Here is a 26,055-nt window from a genome sequence, read left to right as displayed (position 1 = left end):
GAGGATTTATGAAGCTAAAAGCAATCTCTACCCTAATTATTGGGCTCAGTATGAGTTTCGCCGCATTCGCAATTTCCATTGACGATGCTAAATCACAGGGTTTAGTTGGCGAAACTACATCGGGCTATCTTGGCGTAGTTAAAAATGGCCAAGGTGTGCAGCAGCTAGTTGATGAAGTGAATGAAAAGCGCAAAGAAAAATACCAGCAATTAGCGAAAAAGAACGGTATTACACTTGAGCAAGTGGAAGCTTTAGCTGCTAAAAAAGCGTATAACAAAACGCATTCAGGCCATTATATTCAAGTCAATGGCAGCTGGGTGAAAAAGTAATACTTCCAAAATCTTACAAGAAAAGGCTGGCTAAACCAGCCTTTTGACTATTTATCCGAAGCTTAGGTTAATTAGCTTTGTGGCATTGCTGAAGCAAATGCTGCCAAAACGCTTCCCCTTTACGCCTTGCGAGACGGATATTATTTTCTGGGATCTGCTCAGGATCGTCATACTCTACTAATGCTTGAGCCATACTTTCTTCGCGGATCAAGTGGAGTGTTGGGTAGGGCGCGCGGTTAGTGTAGTTTGCTGCGTCATGCTCATCGCTATCAGCGAAAACATAATCTGGATGAAAAGTGGCAATTTGATAAGTACCTTCAAACCCTTGCGCTACTAATAAAGCGTTTGCTAGGTCGACGAGATCCAAAAAGTCGTCAAAATTGCTAAAACCTTTATCAAATATAACTAGTGTTGTTTCTCGCTCTGGCTCATGGTTTAACTCTGAGCACTGCTCTAACATATCCATCACGGCATCGTCGTGGCTTATCGCTTGAGACACGAAATAATGAATGCTGTTACTTTCAACTTCCTGTCGAGCAAACGGGCAAAAGTTGTATTTTACAATGACTTGGCTAACCCAGTTTTGCATTGTAGAGATGACTGTATTCATGAATTATTCCAAGCTCTTATTGATTAGTTTTATGGTTTTAGCAATAGCCCCGGTATTTTCAACTAGTACCGATTGAGCGTTAGCACCGATTTGCGTTCGAAGCGATTTATCTTCAAATAGCGTAATAATTTGAGCGGCAAGCTTGTCCTCATCATCGACTACGATGGCACCTTGTTGCGCGATAAGTTGAGGGTATATATGCGCAAAATTATAGGTATGTGGGCCGGTTAATATTGGTACACCATGAGCCGCCGCTTCTAGTGGGTTATGACCGCCGCGTTCAATCAAGCTACCACCAATATAGGCGATATCGGCACCGCCAAATAGCCACTTTAATTCCCCTAAAGTATCCGCTAACAAGACCGAAGCTTCTGCGTTTATACCGTTACTACTCTTTTTGGTAAAAGCGAGCTCTTGTTCACTGAGGTAGTCAGCAACCGCTTGAAACTGCTCGGGATGGCGAGGCGCGATAATGAGTAACGCATTACTTACCTGCTTTAATACTCGCTGATGTGCAGCAATGACTTGCTCATGCTCCTTAGGATGCGTAGATCCTGCAAGCCAAATTAACCGCTCGGGGTAATTTTCTTGAAACTGTCTTGCCTTTGCAATTTCTTCTTCGGTGATTGAGATATCAAACTTGATTGAGCCGGTAATGTGAAGCTTAGATTGAACAAGCCCGAGCTTGATGAAACGCTCGCCGTCTTCCTCATTATGGGCTGCAAGCAGATCTATGTTGCTCATTAAGCCTTTCGTTAACCAAGCATGCTTTTTATAACCTTGGTATGATTTTTCAGAGAGTCTGGCATTGACTACTAAGGTTTTACATTGATTTTGTTTGGCGTAATGAAAAAGATTAGGCCACAGCTCAGTTTCCATCACAATAAGGAGTTTGGGCTTCAAGGTAATGAAAAACTTTCTGACCGCAAAAGCAAAATCTATAGGTAAATAACAGACATGTACTTGTACATTGCTGTGAAAAGCTTTTGTTATCTCTTCTCTACCTGTCGGGGTGTTACAAGTGACAATGATTGGAGCTGCAGCTTGTTCTTTAAGTACTGATTTTATGAGAGGTGTGGCTGCAAGCACTTCTCCAACGGAGGCGCAATGGATGACAACAGCATGTTGCGGCAGCTTGTTTGAGTTAAAGCCTAAGCGCTCTGTAAAATGAGTTCGATAGCCAGAGTTTTTCCTACCTCGAATAAAATACAGATAACTCAATAAAATAGGTGCTAATACTAGCAACAGTAAGGAATATAGTCGGCGCGCCATAGGAGTCGCTTAAGCTCAAAAATCAGTATTTTACCTTGTTCCAAGGCGAAATTGAATGAACAACACAATTTTACACAGTTCAACAGATGCCTATGGGCTTTTGGTTTGGTAGTATTTAGCGCATTAAAAGTAATGGAATAACAAAATGAATTTAGCTCGAGTACTCGCTTGCTGTAGTTTATTAGCTTCGAATCTCGCTTTTGCGAGCCCCACAGCTTATTTACCTATTGGACAAGATCCGCTGTTGGAATATCAAATCGATAAAATGTTTGCGTTGACCGTTGGTACGCCTATGGCAAAGCCTTACCGTATCAGTGAAATCAAGATGCATTTGATGAAGCTTAGGCATATTGACGCCACATTACAGCAGAGTATTAGTCAGGGGATTGCACCTTATCTGCAGGACGATGCGTTGACACAAAGATCGATAACACTGCGTGTTGATAGCGGTGAAGAAAAGCAAATAGCCAACGACAGAGGTAATTACAGCGGTGAATATGCTGAATTGGGGCTCGGTGGTGTTTGGCGTGGAAGCGAATCAAGCATTTTACAAATCGGTGCTGAGTATCGAGTAGATGCAAACAAACTTGTTCCATACAATACTTTTTATGGCATGTCCTACGGTAACTTGCAGCTTAATTTAGGATATAAAGAACATTGGTTTTCACCATTTAAGCATTCGGCTCAAGTATATTCTAATAACGCTAGGCCTTCATTATCAGCTTCTTTGGGTTTAGTTGTACCTATTCGAAATTGGTGGAACTTCGATTTTGAGCTGTTTTATTCTGAACTTGAGAAAGTCCATGACGGGATTCGTTTTCAAGGCACGCTTCACGATGGAACACCTAAAATAGCGGGTAGTCACTTTAGCATAGAGCCATTAGCTGGATGGAAAATCGCTCTAAACAGAGTCATGCAATTCGGAGGCGGGCCTAGAAAAGTAGATTTTAAGGACTTTGTTAAGGCATATTTTGACCCTGTTGGAAACGATAATAAGATAGGTGATCTCACTCAAGATGATGAACTGGGCGATCAATGGGCAACTATCACGACCAGCTTTACCACAAATTACGGCACTCAAGCACAATGGTATTTAGAATACGGTGGTGAGGATAGTGATAACCATAAAAACTATTTGTTTGGTAACACGGTTGTCAATGTTGGTGTTTTTCTCCCTCAATTGACTTCAACGACTTCATTACGCTATGAGTTTACTGATATGGAAAGCTTATGGTATGTAAACGAAATTTACGATACTTATGGCAATACGATCGACGGATTTGGCGTTGGGCATTTTGCTGCAAACCATCGCCAGTTCGATGATGGTGCACCGACGCAAATTCACGTTTTAGAAGGTACTTACCAATCAGATTATCGTTCATTATGGCGAGCTAAGCTTTCAGTTATCGATAATGAAAGTAATTATTTGAATGAACTTGGTGAGCTTGGCGCAGCGTACGAACGTGGCTACGAGTTTGAGCTGGCGCATATTGGTGAAGCTTATAGCAAGCAAATCGAAACGAAATTAACCTTGGGTAAAGATGTCTTCGGTGAAAATTACACTTGGTTATCAGTCCATGTATACTGGTAGGTATCACGCGGGACAAGCATAGAATAGTTTAGGAACAAATATGTCATTGAATGAACAAGTAGCACAAAGCTACTTTGCAAGCTTACAGCGCCATGTTGATGTTTTTGAAACAATGGCAAACTATCACCAAGAATGTGTTGAGCTACTTGAAGCATGCCAAAGCACGTTAGCAGCTGGTGGTAAGGTCATTTGGTTTGGTAATGGTGGCAGCGCGGCAGATGCGCAGCACCTCGCTGCAGAATTTGTGGTGCGTTACAAATTAGAGCGCGGTCCTTTAGCTTCGATTGCATTAACTACCGACACCTCAATTTTGACCGCGCACAGCAATGACTATCACTTTGACTCAGTATTTGAGCGTCAGGTTCAGGCACTTTGTAAACCAGAAGATATGGTGATTGGTTTAACCACATCAGGTACGAGCCCTAATATCAATTTGGCACTTCAAGCCGCAAATGAAATTGGCGCGTTTACCGTGGCATTGACAGGTAGAACTGGTGGCAAAGTGAAGGACATTGCTAAATTACCGATTATTATCGCAAACGATGAGACAGCGCGTATTCAAGAAGCGCATATGTTTATTGGTCACTGGCTATGCGAAGCGGTCGATATGCTTGTTGCGGCGGAGCAAAAAGCATGAAGTTAGCGGCGCTTCAACAGCTAAATCAAGCCAAGGTATTGGTGGTTGGCGATGTGATGTTGGATAGGTACTGGCATGGAGATACCGGGCGCATTTCTCCTGAGGCTCCAGTGCCTGTGGTGAAAGTCAGCGCATTAGAAGACAAAGCTGGTGGTGCGGCGAACGTTGCCAAAAACATCGCTCACCTAGATGGTAAAGTGGGTTTGCTTGGACTTATCGGCGAAGATGACAATGGCAAAACACTTGAGGCTATTCTTACCAAAGAAAACATTGAATCTAGCCTAGTTAACGTCGTTGAGCTGCCGACTATCGCAAAAATGCGTGTGATCAGCCGTCATCAGCAAGTAGTCCGACTCGATTTAGAAGAACCCTTTCAGTTATCTCACAGTCAACTCCTGCTTGAGCGTCTAAAGCAAGAAGTTGATAAGTATGACTTTGTGTTGTTTAGCGACTACAACAAAGGCGCTTTATGCGCCATTTCAGATATGATTGCGGTGGCTAAAGCTGCTGGTAAAACGGTACTTATTGATCCCAAAAATAGTGACTTGAGCCTTTATCAAGGTGCTGATTTTATCACGCCTAACTTAAACGAATTTAAACTCGCTGGTGGTGATACAAGCAGCGAAGAGGCACTCACCTCTAGTGCGCGCGAACTGCTGAAAACGTCAGGGATCGGTGCTATGCTGCTGACGCGCTCTGAGCAAGGCATGTCTTTGATAACCAATACTGAAAAGTTTGATTTCCCAGCTCAAGTACAGGAAGTAAGTGATGTTACGGGAGCTGGCGATACCGTGATCGCCACACTGACGACGATGTTAGGGGCTGGAATGTCAGCTAAAGACGCGGTAGAAGTAGCAAATATTGCCGCAGGTATTGCCGTGAGTAAGTTAGGTGCTGCAACGGTGTCACCGGAAGAGTTGAGTCGCAAACTGGGTCAATATCTTAGAGAAACGGGCGAGCACTACCAAACGCCATTTGAAGAAGTGCTTAAGCATATTACTTTTGCCAAGCAAAATGGCGAAACCATTGTGTTTACCAACGGCTGCTTTGATATTCTCCATGCAGGCCATGTTCGTTATTTAGCGCAAGCTAAAGCGATGGGCGACAGACTTGTCGTTGGGTTAAATAATGATGAATCGATCTCGCGTCTCAAAGGACCTGAACGCCCAATCAATCCATTGAAAGAGCGGGCTATGGTGTTATCTGCACTCGCTTCTGTGGATTGGGTTATTCCGTTTGGCAGTGTTGAAGAAAATGACACACCAGCTAAGCTGATAGAAATGGTCAGCCCTGACATTTTGGTCAAAGGTGGTGACTATAAAGTAGAAGATATTGCAGGTGCAGAGCATGTGCTTAATCAAGGTGGAAAAGTCGAGGTGTTAGCATTTTTGGATGGCTGCTCGACTTCCAATGTGATTAAAAAGGCACAGTTACAAAAAAGTTAACGTGCGCTGAGATAGGCTTGCGTTAATATTTGCCACTGATTTTCATCAAAATAAAAGGTCGGCCATTTGCCGGCCTCTTTTTTAAATGAACGTTGTAAACGCTCCATGTTTGCGTGCTGCCAACTTGAGTTTGGCTGCATGATTTTGCCCTTATCAAAATCAATTAGAAAAACTTTGCCGTCGGCATCAAACAAAATATTGTTGATGTTCAAATCATCATGATAGGCACCGGCTTGATGAAATTGAGCAATGGTGTGGCCGATACTTTCCAGTTCATTTGTACTAAGCGTTCTTGCTTGCAAAATTTCGCAAACACTGGTGGCATCAGACACCGCTTCGGTCAAAATATCTGCACGATAAATACCAAAATGAAGCGATATTCTTGCGCCAAGTGGTGTTGGGACTGGTAAACCTTGTAGTTGTAGCTGCTCTAGCAAAGCAAACTCTTGATATACGCGAGTATTTTCTAGTTTGGTAAAAATATATTGATCACTCAACAGCTTGCCGATTAAGCCACCACGATAATAGTGCTTGAGTACCGCTATGCCTTGATTAAACCGCACGAACCACGCCGTTGCTCGGCCTTCTTTCGAGCCGACAATCGCATTATTTTTCTGCCAATATTCAGGGTCAAACATTTCTTCTGAAACATCATAATCTAGGGTTGAAGGCGTTAGTAAATAGCTATGCGGCTGTTTGGTGATTTGCACAATATAGGATTCTTAAGAGTCAATTGTGACATTCTAACGATTTTTCACCCTCAGTGAAACTTGCAAACTTGTTTGATTAATTTAAGATCAAGCGCTTGTTACTTTCCATGAGAACTATTGTTTTGAGCAAATCCTTGACCTCTATTTGTATTTTGCGACTTTCTGCGATTGGCGACGTGTGCCATGCAGTGAGTGCTGTACAGGCGATCCAACGTGCACATCCGCAAGCGAAAATAACGTGGGTGATAGGTAAAGTGGAAGCCATGTTGCTGGCTGACTTACCTGGTGTTGAGCTTGTCGTATTTGACAAAAAGCAGGGTAAAGCCGCGCTCAAGGCGTTAAAGGCAAAGTTCAAAGGGCAAAAGTTTGACGTATTACTACATATGCAGGTTGCGTTAAGAGCCAATCTTGTTGCGCGAGTTATTCCTGCAAAGCAAAAAATAGGCTTTGATAAAGGGCGCTCAAAAGAGTTACACAGTTTGTTTATTAACAAGCGGATCGCACCTCAACAGTCGCCACATGTACTCGAAGGTTTCCAAAACTTTGCCCGTGCAATTGGGGCTGAGTGCGGTGAGCCAACATGGCAGATGCCAGTGACGGCAGCTCATCAAGCTGCGGCAAAATCACTGTTGCCCGAAGGGAAAGTGTTTGTGATATCGCCTGCGGCGAGTAAAGCCGAGCGCAATTGGCTTCCTGAGCGTTATGCTAGGGTGGCAGATCATGCTGCTGCATTGGGATTTCAGGTGGTGATAACGGGCGGCCCAACGGAGCTTGAGCAAAACTTAGCAGCCGAAATTCAAAAACACAGCCAAGCTGAGTTATTAAACTTGGTGGGAAAAACTGATTTGAAAACCCTACTTTGTGTATTGGAGCAAGCTGAATTGGTGCTAGCACCTGATACCGGGCCTGCTCATATGGCTGTGACAGTTGGAACGCCGGTGATAGGTTTGTATGCTCACTCCAACCCAACTCGCACAGGGCCATACCTGTATCAAGACTATGTGGTTGAGGTTTATCATCAAAACCTCATTGCGCAAAAGGGTAAAACTGCTGAACAATTACCCTGGGGAACACGGGTAAAAGGTAGCGAACTCATGTCTCAAATTTCCGTTGAAGCCGTAATTGCGATGTTTGAGCGGGTAATAAAAGAGCAGGGGATTGTGACTAATGCATAAGGCTGTATTTTTAGACAGAGACGGCGTTGTTAATAAAGATCACGCCTATGTTCATAAAATCGCGGATTTTGAGTTTATCGATGGGGTATTCAGTGCCTGCCAAGCATTTAGCAAAGCCGGTTATAAAATTGTGGTCGTGACGAATCAGTCGGGCATTGGCCGAGGTTACTATAATGAAGCACAATTTCACGCGTTAAGCGAGTGGATGTGCGCGCAGTTTAAGGCGCATGGTGTTGACATCGCTGGTGTTTATTTTTGTCCTCACCACCCTGAAAAGGCACAAGGCCCATATAAAGTAGAGTGTGACTGTCGTAAACCAGAACCCGGGATGCTGCTGCAAGCGATAGCCGAGCATGACTTGGATCCTGCGCAAAGTATTATGATTGGTGATAAAGTCTCTGACATCAAGGCTGCCCGCGCTGCTGGCGTAAAAACAGCCATTTTAGTTGAGTCTGGGCAGAGTTTTAGTCAAGAGCAACAACAGCTCGCGGATAAAGTATGTGCGTCGTTGGCGGAGGTACCAGCCGCACTATGTTTGTCTGAGTAAAATAAAGTTTGCTGCCAGTTGTCGCAAATCGTGCATTTATTGTGTGAACCTTTTAAAATAAAGATATCTTTTAATGTACCAGGTATGATTGAATTGGTACGTTCCAATTAACTTGAGCTAATTAATATAGAATAAGCCCAAGCGTTAACTTCTGATAGTGAGAATGGCAACCGCCTATGGCGATGCGTAGCTTACTATCACCGTGCAAAAAATGGAGACTCCCAGATGAGAGCATCGGCCTTCTACAGCCAGCTTCAGCAACAAATTGAAGAAGTAAAAGCTGAAGGATTATATAAAAAAGAGCGTATTATCACTTCTCAGCAGCAAGCTGAAATTGCAGTATCGACTGGCGAAAGTGTAATTAACTTCTGTGCAAACAACTATCTAGGTTTGGCGAATCACCCAGAGCTAATTAAAGCGGCGCAAGGCGGCCTTGATGACCATGGTTTTGGTGTCGCGTCGGTGCGCTTTATCTGTGGTACGCAAGATATTCACAAAACGCTTGAAGCAAAGATCAGTGAATTTTTAGAAACAGAAGATACTATCCTTTACTCTTCATGCTTTGATGCCAATGCTGGTTTATTCGAAACTATCTTAGGCCCTGAAGATGCAATTATCTCGGACTCTTTAAATCATGCTTCTATCATTGATGGTGTGCGTTTATGTAAAGCTAAGCGTTTCCGCTATGCTAACAACGATATGGCTGATCTAGAGCAGCAGTTAATTGCTGCTGATGAAGCTGGTGTGAAAACCAAGCTTATCGCCACCGATGGCGTATTCTCAATGGATGGTGTTATTTGTAACTTAAAAGCGGTTTGTGATTTAGCGGATAAGTACGACGCATTAGTGATGGTTGATGATTCACATGCGGTGGGTTTTGTTGGTGAAAATGGCCGCGGAACACCGGAATACTGTGGTGTATTAGACAGAGTGGATATTATTACAGGAACGCTTGGTAAAGCACTTGGCGGTGCATCGGGCGGTTACACCTCTGGTAAGAAAGAAATCGTAGAGTGGTTACGTCAGCGTTCACGTCCTTATTTATTCTCAAACTCGCTAGCGCCTTCAATTGTTACAGCTTCAATCAAAGTACTAGACATGATGAAAGAAGGCGATGCCCTACGTGCTAAACTATGGGATAACGCAGCTTACTTCCGTACTAAGATGGAAGCTGTTGGCTTTACTTGTGCGGGTAAAGATCACGCGATTATTCCGGTTATGTTAGGCGATGCCAAAGTGGCCTCAGAAATGGCTGACAGATTGCTAGCTGAAGGGATCTATGTGATCGGTTTCTCTTATCCTGTCGTGCCAAAAGGTCAAGCTAGGATCAGAACACAAATTTCAGCTGCGCATACGACTGAGCAGCTAGACAAAGCAATCGAAGCCTTTACCCGTATTGGTAAAGACCTAGGCGTCATTTAATTTTGCCACCGGCTTAAGCCGGTGCAGCTAACGAGCGAATACTATGAAAGCATTATCCAAGTTGAAAGCTGAAGAAGGAATTTGGATGGCGGATGTGCCAAAACCGGAAGTAGGGCACAACGATCTATTGATCAAAATCCGTAAAACAGCAATTTGTGGTACCGACGTACACATCTACAAATGGGATGAGTGGGCACAAAACACGATCCCAACTCCAATGGTTGTGGGACACGAATACGTAGGTGAAGTGGTCGATATGGGCCAAGAGGTACGTGGCTTTAGCATTGGCGACCGAGTATCTGGTGAAGGTCATATCACATGTGGTCACTGTCGTAATTGTCGTGCTGGTCGTGTTCACCTGTGTCGTAATACCATTGGGGTAGGCGTTAACCGCGAAGGTTCATTTGCAGAATACCTAGTTATTCCTGCTTATAATGCGTTTAAGATCCCTGACAACATTTCAGATGAACTCGCTTCTATCTTCGACCCATTCGGTAATGCAGTGCACACCGCATTGTCGTTTGACTTGGTTGGTGAAGACGTCCTCATTACTGGTGCGGGCCCAATTGGTATTATGGCTGCGGCAGTGGCGAAACACGTCGGTGCGCGTCATGTGGTTATCACAGATGTAAACGAATATCGCCTTGAACTTGCCACTAAAATGGGTGCTACGCGAGCAGTAAATGTTGCCAGTGAAAGCCTCGAAACGGTTATGAAAGATCTTGGTATGACAGAAGGGTTCGATGTTGGGCTTGAAATGTCAGGTGTTCCTTCTGCATTTAAAGGCATGTTAAACAGCATGAACCATGGTGGTAAGATTGCAATGCTGGGCATTCCACCTTCTGACATGGCGGTGGATTGGAACCAAGTGATCTTCAAGGGTCTAGTGATCAAGGGGATTTACGGCCGTGAAATGTTTGAAACTTGGTACAAAATGGCAAGTTTGATCCAGTCAGGCTTAAACCTTGACCCAATCATTACACACCAGTTCCATGTTGATGACTTCCAGACTGGCTTTGATACGATGATTTCAGGGCAATCAGGTAAAGTTATTCTGAATTGGGATTAATGCTCAACTTTGCTTAGTGCATGTATGAGTAGTTATAATAGAAAGACGGCTAGGTCGATAAGGCTTGAGCCGTCTTTTATTTTTTAGTTTTTAATGGGTAACACATGTCTTTTAAACATATTTCAGTAGCAGACACACAAGCGCTTTTAGGCAAAGATGATGTTGTGGTAGCAGACATTCGCGATGAAAATACCTTTTCACAAGGGCATATTCCTGGCGCCGAACATTTATCTAACGCTAATCTTGCACATTTCATGCAGGAGAAAGAGTTTGACCAACCCATTGTTGTGGTGTGTTATCACGGGATCTCCTCACAAGGCGCAGCTAACTACCTAGTTGAGCAAGGCTTTGAAGATGTTTACAGTATGGATGGCGGTTTTACGCAGTGGGTAAGTGAATTGCCAAACGAGATTGAAAAGTGAAGTTAATAGCCCATTATCACAATGCACGACTAGCTCAAGGTGCGGTCGATTATTTTAAGACGCAAGGGGTTTATTGTGTTTTGCAAAGTCATGATGGGCAACAAGTTGAAGTTTGGCTAGAGCGTGGTGATGAAGCGCTTGCTATGCGTCTTTGGCAAACGTTTTTGGAGCAACCTGAGGCAGAGTTATATCAAGCGGCTTCTTGGCAAACAGGAAGTACACAAGGGTTATTTAGCTACCAAGGCCAAAACTTAAACCTAGTAAAGCGCTTTTTGGGATTGAATTGGTTATTACAGGGCGTTTTTGGTGTCAGTATTATTATTTTTGTCGCCATGTTATTTGGTGACGCTAATGGCATCTTTTCTGCGCTACGTTTCTCCCTAGATAAACCTTGGACTTGGATAGCGCCTACACTCATACATTTTAGCGCCATACATTTGATTTTTAATTTAAGCTGGTGGTTGCACCTTGGCGCGCAAATTTCAGAGAAACTAGGGCTCTGGGCATTAGTTTGCATCTACTTTGTAACTGGCTTAACCAGTAATTTTATGCAGTACCTATTCGTTGACGCTAATTTTGGTGGACTAAGTGGTGTGGTCTACGGATTACTAGGCTTTTGTTGGGTAATTGGTCATCGAAATCCTGCCGGAGCGGCTTTGGTCTCTAAGCCTGTTATTGGTTTTATGCTGCTTTGGATGCTGTTTGGATTTACGGATATGTTTTTCATCAACATGGCTAACTGGGCGCATTTGTTCGGATTGCTATCAGGTATGTTGGTTGCGGTATTTTGGCCTATCAACAGGCAACTCAAAGAGAATAGCTAGTTACTTCGAACTCGGGATCTAGCGCTTCCGAGTTCTTGTATGAGTTGGTTCGCTTAGTGATATAAATATTTGGTAAAAAGCACATCTCGAACAATTTCCTGCCCAGTCTCTTCTTTTAGCAGTGTCTTTAGCTTTTCAGCACAGCGTTTTCTGATTTCTTCTCTGCCAGTTAATGACTTAATGGTTTCTTCATTTTCTTTACTCAGGATCTGTACGATTGCATCTCTTAGTAAAGGAGTATGGTGTTCAACCACGGCAATATTTGCAACGTCATTTAACATTAGGTCAACGGTAACACGGACATAACCGAGCTTTTTGTTGGACTGGCCTATGTAGTTTGTGATGATATCTGGCTCAAATCCGTAATACCCAATAGTTGAGTCCGCTTTTACAGGGGAAGCCGTGGTTAATGCAATGCATAATGTGAGTACAACAGCCAACAGTCTCATGTTTAATTAGGTATCCTAATACAAATTACTTTTTACTTAGTTTATACATAATTGCGTTGATTTTACAGGTAGCTTCAATACAAACATAAACTTTTTAGAAAGCCTCTGCTCTGCTATTATGACCGCGGATTTTTAAAACGGAAATAGAACGTTGCCTTTGCAATTACCCTTAGAGCTCCCTTGGCTGAAGAGCACACAGTTGGTGGATGTTGAGCCTGCACTTTCTCCTTATTTACTAGAGACCCAATCTCTAACCGCAAAATTGAAAGAAACTTGTGATAAATTTTCTGTGACTGTGCTTGCTAATGAGTTCAGGAGCGCTCCAGATGCGTTACGTACAGAGCTTTCTGAACAGGTTTGGTGCCGAGAAGTAACGTTAAATTGTAACGGTAAAGCAGCTGTATTTGGACAAAGTTGGCTCAATGAGGACGCATGTACTGTAGGCATGGATGCAATCGGTGAGACACCTTTGGGTGAGTTACTGTTTACTGATTCAAATTGGCAGCGCGGAACCCTTGAGTTTCTTCGCTTATCTACTGCCGACTATCCGGCGCTGATTGAACTAATTACACCCACTACTGGCGTCGCCCCAGAGCGTTTATTTGCTAGAAGAAGCTGGTTTAAAAACGGCAAAGCAAAGATTTTAGTTTGTGAAGTCTTTATATCGGAAAGCTTTTATGATTGACCACCAGAAATGGCAGGCTTACAGCCAACTTATGCGATTAGATAAGCCAATCGGGACTTTACTTTTATTGTGGCCAACGCTTTGGTCACTGTGGTTTGCAGCTGAAGGTGTTCCAAGTATTTGGTTTATTGTTATCTTTGCTCTGGGTGTATTAGTAATGCGCAGTGCGGGCTGTGTTATCAATGATTTTGCTGATCGCAAGGTTGATGGGGCTGTAAAGCGTACGGCGACAAGACCGCTTGCAAGGGGCGCTGTAACGAGTAAAGAAGCGCTAGGTCTATTTGCTATTTTGGTCGCGGTGGCTTTTATTTTGGTGCTTTTTTTAAACTGGCAAACCATTGTATTATCGCTTGGCGCGCTTGCGTTAGCCTCTGTTTATCCTTTCATGAAACGTTATACAAACTTACCTCAACTCGTACTTGGGGCTGCCTTTAGCTGGGCAATACCGATGGCTTTTATGGCTGTAAATCAAAATGTGTCAGTGCTTGCTTGGGTATTGTTTGTTGCGAATTTAATATGGACGGTCGCTTATGACACTATGTACGCCATGGTAGATAGGGATGATGATTTGAAGATAGGGGTAAAGTCTACAGCGATTTTATTCGGCAAATGGGATCTCCATATTATTGCGTTGCTCAATATCACATTTATCGCGATGATGGCGGCAGTTGGTGTAACATTTGACTTAAATCTCGCTTTTTGGTGCGGCTTACTAGCAGCTTCTGTGCTGCTTATTAGGCAACAATATGCCATACGCTACAGAGATAGAGACAGATGTTTTTGGGCTTTTTTAAACAATAACTATGTGGGCTTGGCGATTTTTGTCGGGGTCGTGCTGGGCTTTTTACCGCTCTAAAGCGAGTAATTAAAAACGGGCAAGTAATACAGATTATTTGCCCGTCTGTTTAGCAACTAATAAGTTACTGTTTGCTTGCTAGATGAAGATGCTGCATCCTCAATTAGCTCAAGCAAGTGATTGATATGCGCATTAGAGCCAACTTGATGATTGGTTTGTACAATCAACTGTTCTCTGTCCAATGCCTTATTGGTTTTTAAGAAAACTAAGTTAGGATCTTGTGCGATAGTTTTGGAATGTTCGATACTCGCAATTGCAAAGCTATTGCTATTCTTCAAACCATCAATTACTTGTTCAATATTACCAATCTTAACGCTCGTTGATTTGTTTAACGAGTCAACGGCTTCATTAAGCATACTTTGTACTTGCTTCGACTGTGAGAAACAGCCATACATAGGGTATTGCGTTAATTCGGCTTTTCTGATGCTGTCTTGATTTGCTAGAGGATGATTTCTCGAAACAAATAAAACTAACTGATCAGGCAGGTGAATATCACTCACTATGCTATTTGCACTTTGTAAATACACGCTGATATCAATCTCACCAAGTTGTAGCTTACGAGTAAGCTCCAACTCATCTTGCAACTGCATTTCGATCTTCACATTAGGGTACTGAGCTAAAAACTGACCGCAAGAAACTGGCACGATGCTGCTAGCTTGAGTCGTATAACCAATAATTAACTTTTGGTTATCACGGCCAAACAAACTTTGCTTAATGGTTTTCTTGGTTAGATCGAGTTCTGATAAGGTTGTTTTGCAATACTTTAAGAACAGCTCACCTTGTTCAGTCAGTTTTACTGAACGTGTTGAGCGTTTAACGAGTTCACAACCTATTTCATCTTCAAGGGTTTGGATGCTTCGAGTAAGCGCTGAAGTACTGATCTGGGTTTGTTCTGCGGCTTGTCTAAAATGTCTTAGATTACCTAATGCTACGAACTGCTCGAGTTGTTCAAATCTCATGTGAAATTCCTTTTAATTTCAACTAAAACACATTTATTACGTCTTTTCCCAATAATAATACACCAATCGGGAAAAAGAAAGTGAAGTTTTTACATTCTGATTACAAAGTTAGTCAGGATACCTGTCACGTATCTCAATAAATTGTTCCAGATTTTTTAGAAAAAGGTCAACCAATTTGGGTTCAAATTGTTTACCACTTTGAGTATTTAGCAAATCTATTACTTTATCTAGTGGCCAAGCGGGTTTATAACACCGCTCACTTCCTAGTGCATCAAAGACATCTGCCAGAGCAGTGATCCTGCCGACAATGTTAATTTGCTCTCCCTTTAAACCCCTAGGATAGCCTGAACCATCCCACTTTTCGTGATGTTGATGTGCGATTAATGCGCCACACTGCAAAATCTCATTTGTTGAATTTTTTAAGATTTCAAACCCTTGCTGCGCATGCGTCTGCATAATTATCCATTCTTCATCAGTGAGTTTTCCGGGTTTATTTAAGATTTGATCTGGAATACTGATTTTGCCAATGTCATGGAGTGGAGAGGCGAGTTTGATGATTTCTGCTTGGTAGTGAGAGAGTCCGTAAAGCTGAGCTAAAAGCATACTATAATGTGCCACGCGTTTTACGTGCGAGCCTGTTTCTTTCGAGCGTTTTTCGACGGCTTCACCTAAAATATAAGAAAGCTCTTTTTGAGAATCTTTGACGGTTTCACGCAACTTCAAGTTGTCGTAGGCTAGTGCAATATTGTTTGCAAAAAATTCAAGTAGCTGGAAATCCATGCTATGAAGTTCGCTGTCCTTACTCACATAAATCATCGTTTCACTCCCTTCTCTAGAAGGGAAATAGCCAATATATTCATTACGGGTTTTGAGCGATGCTTTTTTATTATGTGTTTCTATAAACAGATTTTGTACATTCTCGGGCAAGGTAACATTACTAGGTTCTACGCCAGCCCCTGAGGCTGCAAGTAGTTTAAATTTTGTCGGTTCGTTGGCTTGGTGATTTACCGCAGCTGCGCAATATATTTCCGAATCAGATAATCCCATTACAGCGGATACATGAGATAATATGGTTGATGCGAAATCCTGAATATTGCTACACTTCAAAAAGTTTGAGGATGCATCAATAATGCGTTCAAGTCCCATTTTGTGCTTTTCGATGGTTTGAATATCCCGGTGAGCCCGTAAAGCAGAATAGAGTAGTGTTTTTAGCTTGACGGCAGTGAGCTCGGTTTTGTTCTTATAGTCATTAATATCGTAATCGCGAATGACCGATTCTTCCGGGGCTTCTCCTGGCTGCCCAGTACGCAGGACAAGGCGAATATCAAAGTTTGCTAAGTCATCGCGGATATATCGCACTAAATCAAGCCCTGCATGATTACTTTCCATTACGACATCAATGAGGCCTACAGAGATATTCTGCTCCGTGTCCAAGATGGCTTTTGCTTCTTGTGCAGAGTAGGCGTGATGAAATCTCAGTGCTTTATTCTCAAATTTAAAGCCAGACAACACCAGTTTAGTCACTTGGTGAATGTCTTCTTCATCATCTACAACCAGAATATCCCAGTAGGTTTCGGCCATTTTATTTGTAGGGCTTTCTAGCACTTCATCTGAGAACAAAAATCCGCTCACAGATTGCTCCTCTTTTTATGCTGACTCAACGTTAGTATAGTCGGCAGTAACAAGGCCGCTAATCTTGTTGAGGTTTTTTCTCGATATTTTGCAATTCTAGTTCGATTGCATCGCAAGAAATGTGGATTTCATAAAGAGAAAGTAGCAATGACAAGGTTAGGCTACACAGACTCGCACCAAACAATGTGACGCCAAGTAAGGATATTTCAAGAAACAGGGCAAACATTGAAGACGTGCAGAGTAAAAATGCGATGACGCCCCATACTTGCATTCGTCTGATCAATCTAATTCGTTTTCTTAAGTTTTCTATTTGTGCTTTAACCAAGGATCTTATGGTGTCGCCTTCTCGGGCGTTTAATTCACGGATCAATTGTGCGAGTACCAAAAAGCGATTGGTGTAAGCGAGTAGCAATAAAGAAATTGCTGGGAATAATAGGCCCGGTGTTGTTAGAGTCATAGTCGTATTTTAATGGAATGGCTTGATGTTTAAGTGTGATGATAATGAATGATTTTATCAAGAAACAAATGAGCACATTGAGTGCTAATTCGATAGTGAAGATAATGCAATGAGTGAACAGTCTTTTCATTGGGTGCAATTGTGCGCTATCAGCGGCTTTGTTGAAGCACATTTGCTCAAAGGTCAACTAGAACAAGCGAATATTCAGGTTCGCTTACAAGGTGAGCATTTGTCAGGGGCTATTGGTGAAATTCCAGCAGAGCAAGCTGCCATCAAGCTCTTTGTTTATGCAATAAAGTTACCCGAGGCTCAGGAAATATTGGTAAACTATAACAAATCACGTCATCGCAGTGCCGCCGAGCTGTCGGATTGGCTATGTAATCACTGTGCAGAATTAAATGGACCAGCGTTTGAATATTGCTGGCAATGTGGAAATAAGCATGAGCAAAGCAAATAACTTTCAAAGAATTAGAGAGTTAAATTATCTTCAAAAAGCAGTCTTAGGCGCTGCTATTATTGAACGTATGTTGCCAAATTATTCACTATTTAGTGAGGCAACGGGTTTTGGCGACGAGCAAGTACTCAGAAATGCGCTGAATTTAATTTGGGAGAAAATATTACTGCCTAAGAGCAAAATTAGCTTAGAAAAGCTGGTTGAAAAGGTAGAACCAAATGTACCTGAGCTCAGTGAGTTTGATATGTTTGGTACCTATCCCGCAATCGACGTAGCGACAGCGCTGTTAGGCATGTTGCAAGGTCTGATGACAAAAGATGAACATGAGTTTGTAAGCGTTGCCAAAATTTCTCAGGCAACGGTAGCCAAATACATCGAATTTATGTTGATGGCGGAAGATATATCTCCAACGAATGAGTTAGTGCGTGAACACCCGCAGATGCAGTATGAAATTGAAATCCTCGCTGAGCTTATCGAGCATGTGGAAAATATGGGGCGTATTAGCAGCGAATCGGTGAAGTCGCTAAAGGCCTTGGCACTAGCTGACGGCCAAACAAATATTGGTTTGGAACTTGAGTAGTTGATTTCGTATAATCAGCGGCTGCAGTAAAGAGTTTGGAGAAAGTAACTTGCGTATTTTGGGTATAGAATCCTCATGTGATGAGACGGGTATTGCTATTTATGATGATGAGCAAGGGCTGTTGGCACATCAATTATATTCTCAGGTAAAAGTACACGCCGATTATGGTGGGGTAGTGCCTGAACTTGCTTCTCGTGATCATGTACGCAAAACAATTCCTCTTATTGAAGCTGCTTTCGCCCAAGCGGGTTGTGGTCCAGAAGATCTTGATGGCATTGCTTACACCGCAGGGCCGGGTTTGGTCGGTGCTTTGTTGGTTGGCACCTCAATTGGTCGCTCGTTAGCATTTGGTTGGGGGATCCCTGCCGTTGCCGTACATCATATGGAAGGCCATTTGCTTGCCCCTATGCTTGAAGACGATAAACCAGAGTTCCCATTCGTTGCGCTGCTAGTCTCTGGTGGCCATACCATGATGGTCAAAGTCTCAGGTATCGGTGAGTATGAGGTACTTGGTGAGTCAGTAGATGATGCCGCTGGTGAAGCATTTGATAAAACCGCAAAGCTGCTCGGTCTTGATTATCCTGGCGGCCCAATGCTTGCGAAAATGGCGACACAGGGTAAAGCAGGGCGATTTACTTTTCCAAAACCGATGACAGACAGACCTGGTCTGGATTTTAGTTTCAGTGGATTAAAAACCGCAGCGGCAAACACGATCCGTAATGAAGGCGATGACGAGCAAACGAAAGCAGATATTGCTCATGCTTTTCAAACCGCAGTCGTAGAAACGCTAGCGATCAAGTGTAAGCGAGCACTGAAAGAAACAGGCATTAAAAGCCTGGTGATTGCAGGTGGCGTCAGCGCCAATACTGAACTTAGGCAAAAGCTTGAGCGCATGATGCTTGGTATGAAAGGGCGAGTTTATTACCCGCGCACTGAATTTTGTACAGACAATGGGGCGATGATAGCTTATGCAGGAATGCAGCGCCTAAAAGCAGGTCAGCATGCGCCACTTGATATGAAGACTAAACCGCGTTGGCCGCTGGATAGTCTAGAAAAAGTCTAGGGTCTGTTGATCTTTGCTGTTTGATTTTTGTTCTCCTGAGTGTGTTTTGGTCGCGACGCTCGACTTGCCGCCTAGTAATCTAGGCAAAAGTTGAGCAACAATGAACAAAGCGCACTCAGGTGAACCCAAAGGGCAGCGCTTGATTAGCATTTCTACTGTGTTCTCGCCTGACTCACATAGAATAACTATGCTACGCAGGCTCTGCCTTGTACAAATACCAATCAAACTGCTGCAAAAACAAACTTGAAAGGTAAACAGGCCCTAGTCTTTAGACTTTTTCCCCACCTTGGGCTCTTTACCACTCAAGAGCCTTTTAATATTTGCTCTATGACGAATAATAATCACCACAGTTAAAAAGCTTACCGGCACCGTATAAAGCGGTTTTATCCACCATGTGTAAAGTGGAGCAGCTGCGACTGCGACAATCGCTGCGAGTGAAGAGTAGCGTGTTAGCGCTAGCACCACGAGCCACGTACTAATCAATAGCCCACCCAATGACAAGCCGATGGGTAATAGCGCACCAAATGCTGTTGCTACTGCTTTACCACCGTTAAAGTGGAAGAAAATAGGATAAATGTGGCCTAGGCATGCGCTTACGGCTATTGCACCTAGCCATACAGGCTCTATTTTCAGAAAGTAAGCTCCCCACACCGGGATGGTTCCCTTTAAAATATCGAAGACGAGCACTAGCGCAGCTGGGATCTTTCCTCCCAATCTTAATACATTGGTTGCGCCTGGATTATTAGAACCATTAAAGCGTGGATCTGGCAGGTTGAATAACCGACACACCAGAATCGCTGAGGAAATCGATCCCAATAAATAAGCACATACGCACATTAAACTGATTAACACTGTCTTCCTTATTTTTTATTGCGTTGTTTTGGGCTATGATCGGCGGTCTTAAGTCCTGCACAGATCGCGAATTGCGATTAGAAAATGCGGGTGAATTACAGCGATAAACATGTTTGGAGTTTACATGGATAAAGTCTATATCTCACAGCTACACGTCGAAGCCATAATAGGAGTGTACGACTTTGAAAAAGAAAGTAAACAAAGCCTTTACTTTGATGTTGAGATGTTGACCGATATTAGCGCTGCCGCTCGCCATGACGATATTAATTTGGCGGTTGATTATGCCAAAGTGAGTGAGCGTATTATTGCGCATACCCAAGCAAAACCCGTTGAGCTATTAGAAACCTTAGTTGAACAGCTTGCTGCAATGATCCTAAATGAATTTAATGTACAACAAGTGCTTATAAAAGTGAGTAAACCTGCTGCCGTGCCACAAGCACAAACGGTTGGTGTAGAAATTGTGCGTAAGAAGTAGATTATCATGGCACAAATTTTTATCAGTCTCGGCTCAAACATAGAAAAAGAAAAAAATTTGCTGAGTGGCTTGAGGGTATTGATAGAACACTTTCCGGATTTTCAACATTCGAGTGTTTTTGAGAGTGAAGCCGTCGGATTTGCAGGAAATAACTTTTATAATTCGGTCTTTGCTGCACAAACACAGCTGTCTTTAGACGAAGTGTATAAACTGCTCAAGTCGATAGAATACGATCATGGTCGTCGCTGTAGTGAAAAGAAGTTTAGTCCACGCACATTAGATCTCGATATTCTCTTTTATGACCACCTTATTTGTTCATCACCCGCTCAGTTGCCTCGGGATGAAATAACCAAAAATGCCTTCGTGCTTCAGCCATTAGCTGAACTAGCTCCTGATTTTATCCATCCTGTTGAGGGTAAAACCATTGCTCAGTTATGGCAGGAGTATCACAACCCAACTCAAAAATTATGGAAAGTGGAGTTTCCCAAGCAATGAGCTTTATTGAGATTGTCGTCCTTGCAATTATTCAAGGTCTCACTGAATTTTTACCTATTTCGAGTTCTGCCCACTTACTGCTACCTTCTCAGGTACTAGGTTGGCAAGATCAGGGTCTTGCCTTTGATGTTGCTGTTCATGTCGGTACTTTACTGGCTGTCGTTATTTATTTTCGACAAGACATTGTCAGCCTACTGGCAGGATGGTTCAAATCATTCTCAGGTACGCACTCGAAAGAAAGCCGGCTGACTTGGTGTATTGTGGTTGCCACCATTCCATTCGTGATCTTAGCCCCACTACTTAAAGACATCGTAGAAGTTTACTTACGTAGTGCTTGGGTGATTGCAACATCGACGATAGTATTTGGTTTACTGCTTTGGTACGCCGACGTGAAAGCGAAACAAATCAAAGACGAATTTGCCTTAAACTGGAAAAGCGCGCTGATATTGGGACTTGCGCAAATTACCGCTGTTATTCCCGGCACATCGCGTTCAGGCATTACCATCACCGCAGGTTTATTACTCGGGCTTGATAAGAAAAGTGCGGCGCGCTTTTCGTTTTTAATGTCTATTCCAGTCATTTCTATGATGGGGCTGTATTACAGTTTAGAGCTTGCTACCGGCGATGAAGTGGTTGATTGGAATGCGTTATTAAGTGGTGCGGCACTGTCGTTTATCTCTGCTTATGCCTGTATCTTCTTTTTTCTGAAAATCATAGAGCGCATGGGTATGATGCCATTTGTCATTTACCGCTTGTTACTTGGGGTGGGATTAATCGCTTTCTTGAGTCTAAGTTAATCTGGGCTTTGAATAATCCAGCAAGGTTAACAGAAAAGCCAGCTTGATGAAGCTGGCTTTTTCAGTTTACTAGACTGCATTAAGCAATTTGCTTTTCCGCAAGGCATAATTCCATGGTCGCCTTCAATAGCCTGTAAAGGTTTATCGATGCATCTATTTCTTCTTTGCGGTTTGTTAAGCTCTCAATATTTAAGCCAAGAGAAATATCTAGATGTGAGCAGCTTTTTAAGATTTGATCTAGATTCTCTCTACAAATACGAATTGACTCACTTAGTGTATTGTCTGCATCTAACATGCGCCATTTGGTTGCTTCTGGTACTGAGATCCCCAGCCACTCCATAAACTGCAAGGTCTTTTCTCCACCACATGGAGTAAAGGTAAGAATAATGCGTTTTGGTGTTTGCCCTTGCTGTTTACAGGTGCGAGCATAACTTGTGATAAGATCTATGGTTGCTTGAGCGTCATACACTGCTTGGGAAACAAAGAATTGGCAGCCTTGCTCTGTTTTATCTATCAGCCTTTCGTGTTCATTACGCTTACTGGCATGGCGCTCTGCGATGGTTACACCACCCAAGAAAAAGTCATCTTGGTGATGCTTCAATACCTTATAGGCTTCAGAAAGCGGCAACTTAATATCGCCTTGTGAAGACGGGCTGCCCACTAATACTAGATTGTTCAACCCATATTGCTGTTTAGTGCTGCTTAACCAATTGCCAAAAGCTTCACTATCGCGCTGTGCCACACTTTTATACGTAATTACATCAAGGTGTGACAATTCGCGGATCAACTGGCTATATTCACACGGATCAACGGTGTGCTTAAAAGGAAATGGGCGTGGTACTTGAGTACGGCTGCTTTCATCTTGAATGTCGTAGATGATCACGCCGTCGTATTCAATCTCATGTAAACGGCCCAAAAGTTTAGCGGCAATTGATTTTAGCTGTTCTGGGTCGGTGCCAATCTTAGGTGGTGTGGTACCAATTAAATATACCCCTTGGTTAGGGTCAATGATTTTCTCTTGAAGCGTTAAAGCCATAATCCTCATTCCACAAAAGCATTTCTGTATCTCTTTACTAATATAGCAGCCATTTAGACGTCTAGATAGATTTTTTTAATGAAAGAATTTCAATAATTATGAATTAATCTCAAGTGCTCAAATCAAAATTTCATATTTGTTTACACATTAGGGTGGTAAATCACCTTGGAAATTAGCGAATTAGTATGACTTTGGGGCATAATCAGGAGGTTTGCTAACGTAAGTGAACACGACTTACTTAGAATAAAAAATATGATTAGGACCAAATTCATGAAATTCAAATTACTAGCAACCAGCTTTGCCGTAAGCTTAGCGCTTAGTGGCTGTGCAGCGACGAATTCAGACCAAGCTCAACAGTCAGCTGTAAGTACTCAAGCTGCCCAATCCAATAAAGTATTCGCCCAAGATTATGTTTTGGAAGAGCTAGAAAATGGCCTTCGCGTCATGGTAGTTAAAACTAACTATCCTGATGTAGTGTCGCTTCAAATTCCGGTTTCTGTTGGTTCGCGTAATGAAGTAGAAGCGGGTAAAACCGGCTTTGCTCACTTCTTTGAGCATATGATGTTCAAAGGCTCAGAAAAGTATCCACAAGACGTTTATTCGGACATTTTGAAAAACTCAGGTGTTGATAATCGTGCGTACACTACCAATGACTACACGAACTACCACTTAAATTTCTCAAAGCAGCATTTAGATAAAGTATTAGAAATCGAAGCGGATATCTTTCAAAACCTGACATACAGTGAAGAACAGTTCCGCACCGAAGCACTAACTGTGAAAGGTGAATACCTTAAAAATAATGCCAGCCCAGTTCGAAAACTGCTTTCTGCGGTAAGAAAAGAAGCATTTGATAAACATACCTATAAGCACACAACGATGGGCTTTTTTGAAGACATCGAAGCAATGCCAGATCAAATGGCCTATGGTAAAACCTTCTTTGAGCGTTTTTACAAGCCTGAATATGTATCACTTGTGATCGTAGGCGATGTGGACCCTAAAGCAACTATGGCTATGGTGAAAAAGCATTGGGGTAATTGGAAAAAGGGTGACTACCAAGCCGATATTCCTGTTGAGCCAAAGCAAGACAAAGCGCGTTACGTTCACGAAAAATATGATGGCTTACCGGGTCACTGGTTGCTAGTTTCGTATAAAGGTACTGCATGGGAGCCGAAGAAAAAAGACCGAGCGGCACTTGATCTGATCTCGCAGCTTTATTTCTCTGAAAATTCAGCGCTGTATCAAGAGCTGGTGGTAGATAAACAGCTTGCAAGCCAAATGTTTACCTATAACCCTGAAACCAAAGACCCAGGTCTTCTGCATGTTTTCGTTAAAGTAGAAGATGAAAAAGATTTGGCGACAGTGCGTGATGCAATCAATAACACTTACGCAAAAGCACGCACAGAGCTGGTAGATGAAAATAAACTTGCTGCACTTAAATCAAACCTAAAGTACAGTTTTATTAACGGCCTTGACTCATCACAATCTATTGCTTCGACACTCGCGAGCTACATGCATTTTGAGCGTGATCCTGAAGTGGTGAATGAACTGTATGCAAGTGCAGATAAAGTCACTGCAAAAGATATTCGTGATATTGCCAATAAATACTTTGTGGACAGCAGCCGCACAACGGTGACTATGTCTGCACTTGAGTCTGTCTCTGGTTTTGATAAGGAAGTTAACTTAGATAAGTTAGTGGCAAAAATGGACAAGCCAGTAACGCGTCATTTCAACGTATTAGACAAGACTAATAACTCACCGCTGGTGGATGTGAATTTTCTTTTTTACACAGGTGCTGCTGCCGATCCTGCAGGTAAAAAAGGTCTTGCTGCGCTTACTGCGGCTATGATTGCCAAAGGCGGAAGTGAGTCGCAATCATACAAAGAAATTCAAAAGGCGCTGTACCCGATCGCTGGTAGCTTTGGCTATCAAATCGATAAAGAAATGATTTCTTTACGTGGTCGTATTCATAAAGACAATGCTGATCAATGGTATGGCATTGTGAGTCAGCAGCTTTTAAACCCAGGGTTCAGAGAAGATGATTTTAAACGTCTGAAAAAAGAGCTAATCGACGGCATTAAGGCTGGTTTGAAAGCGTCAAATGATGAAGAGCTAGGTAAAGAAGTGCTTTATCATGAGTTGTACAAAGGCCACCCATACGAAAGCTATAACTTTGGTGATTTATCAGACTTAGAAGCAATCACTTTAGATGACGTTAAGGCTTTTTACGCTCAGCAATTTACTCAAGCTAAACTCAACGTGGGTATTACTGGTGCACTCGATAAACAGCTAAAAGAAGCGATGTTTAACGACCTTGCGGCTTTACCTAAAGGTGAAGAAGCGCGTTTACAAGTGCCTGATGCCCCTAAACTGTCTGGCCATCACGCAACCATCGTAGAAAAGAATGCAAAATCAACAGCGGTGTCTTTTGGTTTCCCAATCGACACGGTTCGTAGCAGCAAAGACTGGGCCGCGCTTTGGTTGGTGCGTTCATACTTTGGTGAGCACCGCAGTTCAAACAGCCACTTGTACCAGCGTATCCGTCAGGTTCGTGGCATGAACTATGGTGATTATGCATATATCGAATACTTCCCTCGTGGTATGTTCCAAACTAAGCCGGATGCAAACTTAGGTCGTAGTGAGCAAATTTTCCAAGTGTGGTTACGCCCACTTCGTTCTAATAACGATGCCCATTTTGCAACGCGTACCGCATTGTTTGAACTCGATAAGCTGATCAAAGAAGGGATGAGCAAAGCAGACTTTGAAGCAACACGTAACTTCTTAATCAACTTTGTGCCGCAAATGGTGGCGAGCCAAGATAGACAGCTCGGTTATGCACTTGATAGCCAGTTCTACAACACCGATGAGTTTGTTGCTTATGTGACAAAGCAGCTAGCGTCACTGTCTGTTGAAGACATCAATCGTGTTATCAAAGAGAACTTGCAGACCGAAGATATTCACTATGTGTTTATCACTGGCGATGCAAAAGATATGGCGCAGCGCCTAAGTGCTGAGCAGTCATCTCCTATGACTTATAACACGAAAAAGCCAGATGTATTACTGGCAGAAGATGCTGAAATTGCTACATACCCGCTCAATATTCCAAGTAAGAATATTAAAACGTTGGATGTAGAAAAAGTGTTTGAATAACGATTATTCAGCTTAATAAAAAATGGCGGCTAAAAATTTAGCCGCCATTTTTTTTGTGTCAAAAC

Annotated in this window: 28 protein-coding genes; 19 read left to right on the top strand and 9 right to left on the bottom strand. The window is 42.7% G+C overall.

Going from position 1 to position 26,055, the window contains the following annotated elements; translation table 11 throughout:
- Positions 1-8: 8 nt before the first annotated feature.
- Positions 9-329, top strand: a complete 321-nt coding sequence (locus tag CTT31_RS14740; protein ID WP_017216535.1) for a YdbL family probable chaperone protein — start codon at positions 9-11, stop codon at positions 327-329.
- Positions 330-396: 67 nt separating this feature from the next.
- Here CTT31_RS14740 and CTT31_RS14735 read toward each other — a convergent pair whose 3' ends face one another.
- Together CTT31_RS14735 and waaA are read right to left on the bottom strand one after the other, a co-directional pair.
- Positions 397-939, bottom strand: coding sequence for a DUF1415 domain-containing protein (locus CTT31_RS14735; RefSeq protein ID WP_039491398.1), 543 nt, complete (start codon positions 937-939; stop codon positions 397-399).
- A gap of 3 nt (positions 940-942) precedes the next feature.
- On the bottom strand, positions 943-2,211 hold the full coding sequence (gene waaA, locus CTT31_RS14730; RefSeq protein WP_260491519.1) for a lipid IV(A) 3-deoxy-D-manno-octulosonic acid transferase: 1,269 nt from the start codon (positions 2,209-2,211) through the stop codon (positions 943-945).
- A 145-nt stretch (positions 2,212-2,356) separates the two neighbouring features.
- Here waaA and CTT31_RS14725 point away from each other — a divergent pair, with 145 nt between their 5' ends.
- The 3 genes from CTT31_RS14725 to hldE are packed head-to-tail and all read left to right on the top strand — an operon-like array spanning position 2,357 to position 5,884.
- A complete protein-coding gene (locus CTT31_RS14725) occupies positions 2,357-3,802 on the top strand; it encodes a capsule assembly Wzi family protein (RefSeq protein WP_260491518.1) in 1,446 nt (481 codons plus the stop codon).
- A gap of 40 nt (positions 3,803-3,842) precedes the next feature.
- Positions 3,843-4,439 carry an SIS domain-containing protein gene (locus CTT31_RS14720; RefSeq protein WP_039491395.1) on the top strand — a complete coding sequence of 199 codons (597 nt, stop codon included), beginning with the start codon at positions 3,843-3,845 and terminating at the stop codon, positions 4,437-4,439.
- On the top strand, positions 4,436-5,884 hold the full coding sequence (gene hldE, locus CTT31_RS14715) for a bifunctional D-glycero-beta-D-manno-heptose-7-phosphate kinase/D-glycero-beta-D-manno-heptose 1-phosphate adenylyltransferase HldE (protein WP_211858534.1): 1,449 nt from the start codon (positions 4,436-4,438) through the stop codon (positions 5,882-5,884). Before CTT31_RS14720 ends, hldE begins: the two co-directional genes overlap by 4 nt.
- Here the strand turns inward: hldE and CTT31_RS14710 are convergent.
- A complete protein-coding gene (locus CTT31_RS14710; protein WP_260491517.1) occupies positions 5,881-6,594 on the bottom strand; it encodes a 3-deoxy-D-manno-octulosonic acid kinase in 714 nt (237 codons plus the stop codon). The two genes, hldE and CTT31_RS14710, sit on opposite strands and share 4 nt — an antisense overlap.
- A 107-nt stretch (positions 6,595-6,701) precedes the next feature.
- Here CTT31_RS14710 and CTT31_RS14705 point away from each other — a divergent pair, with 107 nt between their 5' ends.
- The 6 genes from CTT31_RS14705 to glpG all read left to right on the top strand — a co-directional run bounded on the left by CTT31_RS14705 (position 6,702) and on the right by glpG (position 12,053).
- Entirely contained in the window at positions 6,702-7,769 is a 1,068-nt protein-coding gene (locus tag CTT31_RS14705; RefSeq protein WP_260491516.1) for a glycosyltransferase family 9 protein, read from the top strand.
- Positions 7,762-8,316: a D-glycero-beta-D-manno-heptose 1,7-bisphosphate 7-phosphatase gene (gmhB, locus tag CTT31_RS14700; protein ID WP_045988229.1), complete on the top strand. Its 555-nt coding sequence runs from the start codon at positions 7,762-7,764 to the stop codon at positions 8,314-8,316. Before CTT31_RS14705 ends, gmhB begins: the two co-directional genes overlap by 8 nt.
- Before the next feature lie 225 nt (positions 8,317-8,541).
- A complete protein-coding gene (locus CTT31_RS14695) occupies positions 8,542-9,738 on the top strand; it encodes a glycine C-acetyltransferase (RefSeq protein WP_010374617.1) in 1,197 nt (398 codons plus the stop codon).
- A gap of 43 nt (positions 9,739-9,781) precedes the next feature.
- Positions 9,782-10,807, top strand: a complete 1,026-nt coding sequence (gene tdh, locus CTT31_RS14690; RefSeq protein WP_010374618.1) for an L-threonine 3-dehydrogenase — start codon at positions 9,782-9,784, stop codon at positions 10,805-10,807.
- A gap of 104 nt (positions 10,808-10,911) precedes the next feature.
- Positions 10,912-11,229 (top strand): thiosulfate sulfurtransferase GlpE, encoded by a 318-nt coding sequence (gene glpE / locus CTT31_RS14685; RefSeq protein ID WP_211858526.1) that lies wholly within the window; start codon positions 10,912-10,914, stop codon positions 11,227-11,229.
- A complete protein-coding gene (gene glpG, locus CTT31_RS14680; RefSeq protein WP_010607623.1) occupies positions 11,226-12,053 on the top strand; it encodes a rhomboid family intramembrane serine protease GlpG in 828 nt (275 codons plus the stop codon). Before glpE ends, glpG begins: the two co-directional genes overlap by 4 nt.
- Positions 12,054-12,106: 53 nt before the next feature.
- Here the strand turns inward: glpG and CTT31_RS14675 are convergent, their stop codons facing one another.
- Positions 12,107-12,502 carry a flagellar basal body-associated protein FliL gene (locus CTT31_RS14675; RefSeq protein WP_039491379.1) on the bottom strand — a complete coding sequence of 132 codons (396 nt, stop codon included), beginning with the start codon at positions 12,500-12,502 and terminating at the stop codon, positions 12,107-12,109.
- A gap of 157 nt (positions 12,503-12,659) precedes the next feature.
- Here CTT31_RS14675 and CTT31_RS14670 point away from each other — a divergent pair, with 157 nt between their 5' ends.
- Together CTT31_RS14670 and ubiA are read left to right on the top strand one after the other, a co-directional pair.
- On the top strand, positions 12,660-13,187 hold the full coding sequence (locus CTT31_RS14670; RefSeq protein ID WP_260491515.1) for a chorismate--pyruvate lyase family protein: 528 nt from the start codon (positions 12,660-12,662) through the stop codon (positions 13,185-13,187).
- The gene (gene ubiA, locus CTT31_RS14665) at positions 13,180-14,043 is read left to right on the top strand and encodes a 4-hydroxybenzoate octaprenyltransferase (protein WP_211858523.1); all 864 of its coding nucleotides are present in this window, start codon (positions 13,180-13,182) and stop codon (positions 14,041-14,043) included. Before CTT31_RS14670 ends, ubiA begins: the two co-directional genes overlap by 8 nt.
- 56 nt (positions 14,044-14,099) lie before the next feature.
- Here the strand turns inward: ubiA and CTT31_RS14660 are convergent, their stop codons facing one another.
- From CTT31_RS14660 to CTT31_RS14650, 3 genes are all read right to left on the bottom strand, one after another.
- Entirely contained in the window at positions 14,100-15,002 is a 903-nt protein-coding gene (locus CTT31_RS14660; RefSeq protein WP_017216523.1) for a LysR family transcriptional regulator, read from the bottom strand.
- Positions 15,003-15,110: 108 nt separating this feature from the next.
- A complete protein-coding gene (locus tag CTT31_RS14655) occupies positions 15,111-16,634 on the bottom strand; it encodes a DUF3369 domain-containing protein (protein ID WP_039491371.1) in 1,524 nt (507 codons plus the stop codon).
- A gap of 58 nt (positions 16,635-16,692) precedes the next feature.
- Positions 16,693-17,091, bottom strand: coding sequence for a DUF2721 domain-containing protein (locus CTT31_RS14650; protein ID WP_010374626.1), 399 nt, complete (start codon positions 17,089-17,091; stop codon positions 16,693-16,695).
- Between the two features lie 109 nt (positions 17,092-17,200).
- On the opposite strand from CTT31_RS14650, the gene CTT31_RS14645 reads away from it, so the two are divergent.
- Genes CTT31_RS14645 through tsaD form a run of 3 tightly spaced genes read left to right on the top strand, consistent with a single transcriptional unit; the run spans position 17,201 to position 19,188 of the window.
- Positions 17,201-17,548 (top strand): putative signal transducing protein, encoded by a 348-nt coding sequence (locus CTT31_RS14645; RefSeq protein ID WP_010607629.1) that lies wholly within the window; start codon positions 17,201-17,203, stop codon positions 17,546-17,548.
- Positions 17,532-18,125 carry a YjaG family protein gene (locus CTT31_RS14640; protein ID WP_010374628.1) on the top strand — a complete coding sequence of 198 codons (594 nt, stop codon included), beginning with the start codon at positions 17,532-17,534 and terminating at the stop codon, positions 18,123-18,125. The genes CTT31_RS14645 and CTT31_RS14640 overlap by 17 nt, the downstream gene beginning before the upstream one ends.
- A gap of 49 nt (positions 18,126-18,174) precedes the next feature.
- Complete coding sequence (tsaD, locus tag CTT31_RS14635; protein ID WP_039491368.1) at positions 18,175-19,188, top strand: tRNA (adenosine(37)-N6)-threonylcarbamoyltransferase complex transferase subunit TsaD; 1,014 nt, start codon at positions 18,175-18,177, stop codon at positions 19,186-19,188.
- A 261-nt stretch (positions 19,189-19,449) separates the two neighbouring features.
- Here the strand turns inward: tsaD and plsY are convergent, their stop codons facing one another.
- Positions 19,450-20,040, bottom strand: a complete 591-nt coding sequence (plsY, locus tag CTT31_RS14630) for a glycerol-3-phosphate 1-O-acyltransferase PlsY (RefSeq protein ID WP_029215929.1) — start codon at positions 20,038-20,040, stop codon at positions 19,450-19,452.
- 124 nt (positions 20,041-20,164) lie between these two features.
- Between plsY and folB the strand changes: the two genes are divergently transcribed.
- From folB to CTT31_RS14615, 3 genes are read left to right on the top strand one after another with little or no spacing between them, the layout of a single operon-like run.
- Entirely contained in the window at positions 20,165-20,515 is a 351-nt protein-coding gene (gene folB / locus CTT31_RS14625; RefSeq protein WP_017216518.1) for a dihydroneopterin aldolase, read from the top strand.
- A gap of 6 nt (positions 20,516-20,521) precedes the next feature.
- Positions 20,522-21,010 carry a 2-amino-4-hydroxy-6-hydroxymethyldihydropteridine diphosphokinase gene (gene folK, locus CTT31_RS14620; protein WP_010374632.1) on the top strand — a complete coding sequence of 163 codons (489 nt, stop codon included), beginning with the start codon at positions 20,522-20,524 and terminating at the stop codon, positions 21,008-21,010.
- Positions 21,007-21,807: an undecaprenyl-diphosphate phosphatase gene (locus CTT31_RS14615; protein ID WP_010607635.1), complete on the top strand. Its 801-nt coding sequence runs from the start codon at positions 21,007-21,009 to the stop codon at positions 21,805-21,807. Before folK ends, CTT31_RS14615 begins: the two co-directional genes overlap by 4 nt.
- A 79-nt stretch (positions 21,808-21,886) precedes the next feature.
- Here CTT31_RS14615 and CTT31_RS14610 read toward each other — a convergent pair whose 3' ends face one another.
- On the bottom strand, positions 21,887-22,843 hold the full coding sequence (locus tag CTT31_RS14610; protein WP_069022749.1) for a methylenetetrahydrofolate reductase: 957 nt from the start codon (positions 22,841-22,843) through the stop codon (positions 21,887-21,889).
- 270 nt (positions 22,844-23,113) lie between these two features.
- Between CTT31_RS14610 and CTT31_RS14605 the strand changes: the two genes are divergently transcribed.
- Positions 23,114-25,990, top strand: a complete 2,877-nt coding sequence (locus CTT31_RS14605; protein WP_260491514.1) for a M16 family metallopeptidase — start codon at positions 23,114-23,116, stop codon at positions 25,988-25,990.
- The last annotated feature ends 65 nt before the right edge of the window (positions 25,991-26,055 follow it).

The organism is Pseudoalteromonas maricaloris (assembly GCF_024746855.1).
GTDB lineage: Bacteria > Pseudomonadota > Gammaproteobacteria > Enterobacterales > Alteromonadaceae > Pseudoalteromonas > Pseudoalteromonas maricaloris.
This window is presented reverse-complemented; position numbering and strand designations above follow the sequence as displayed.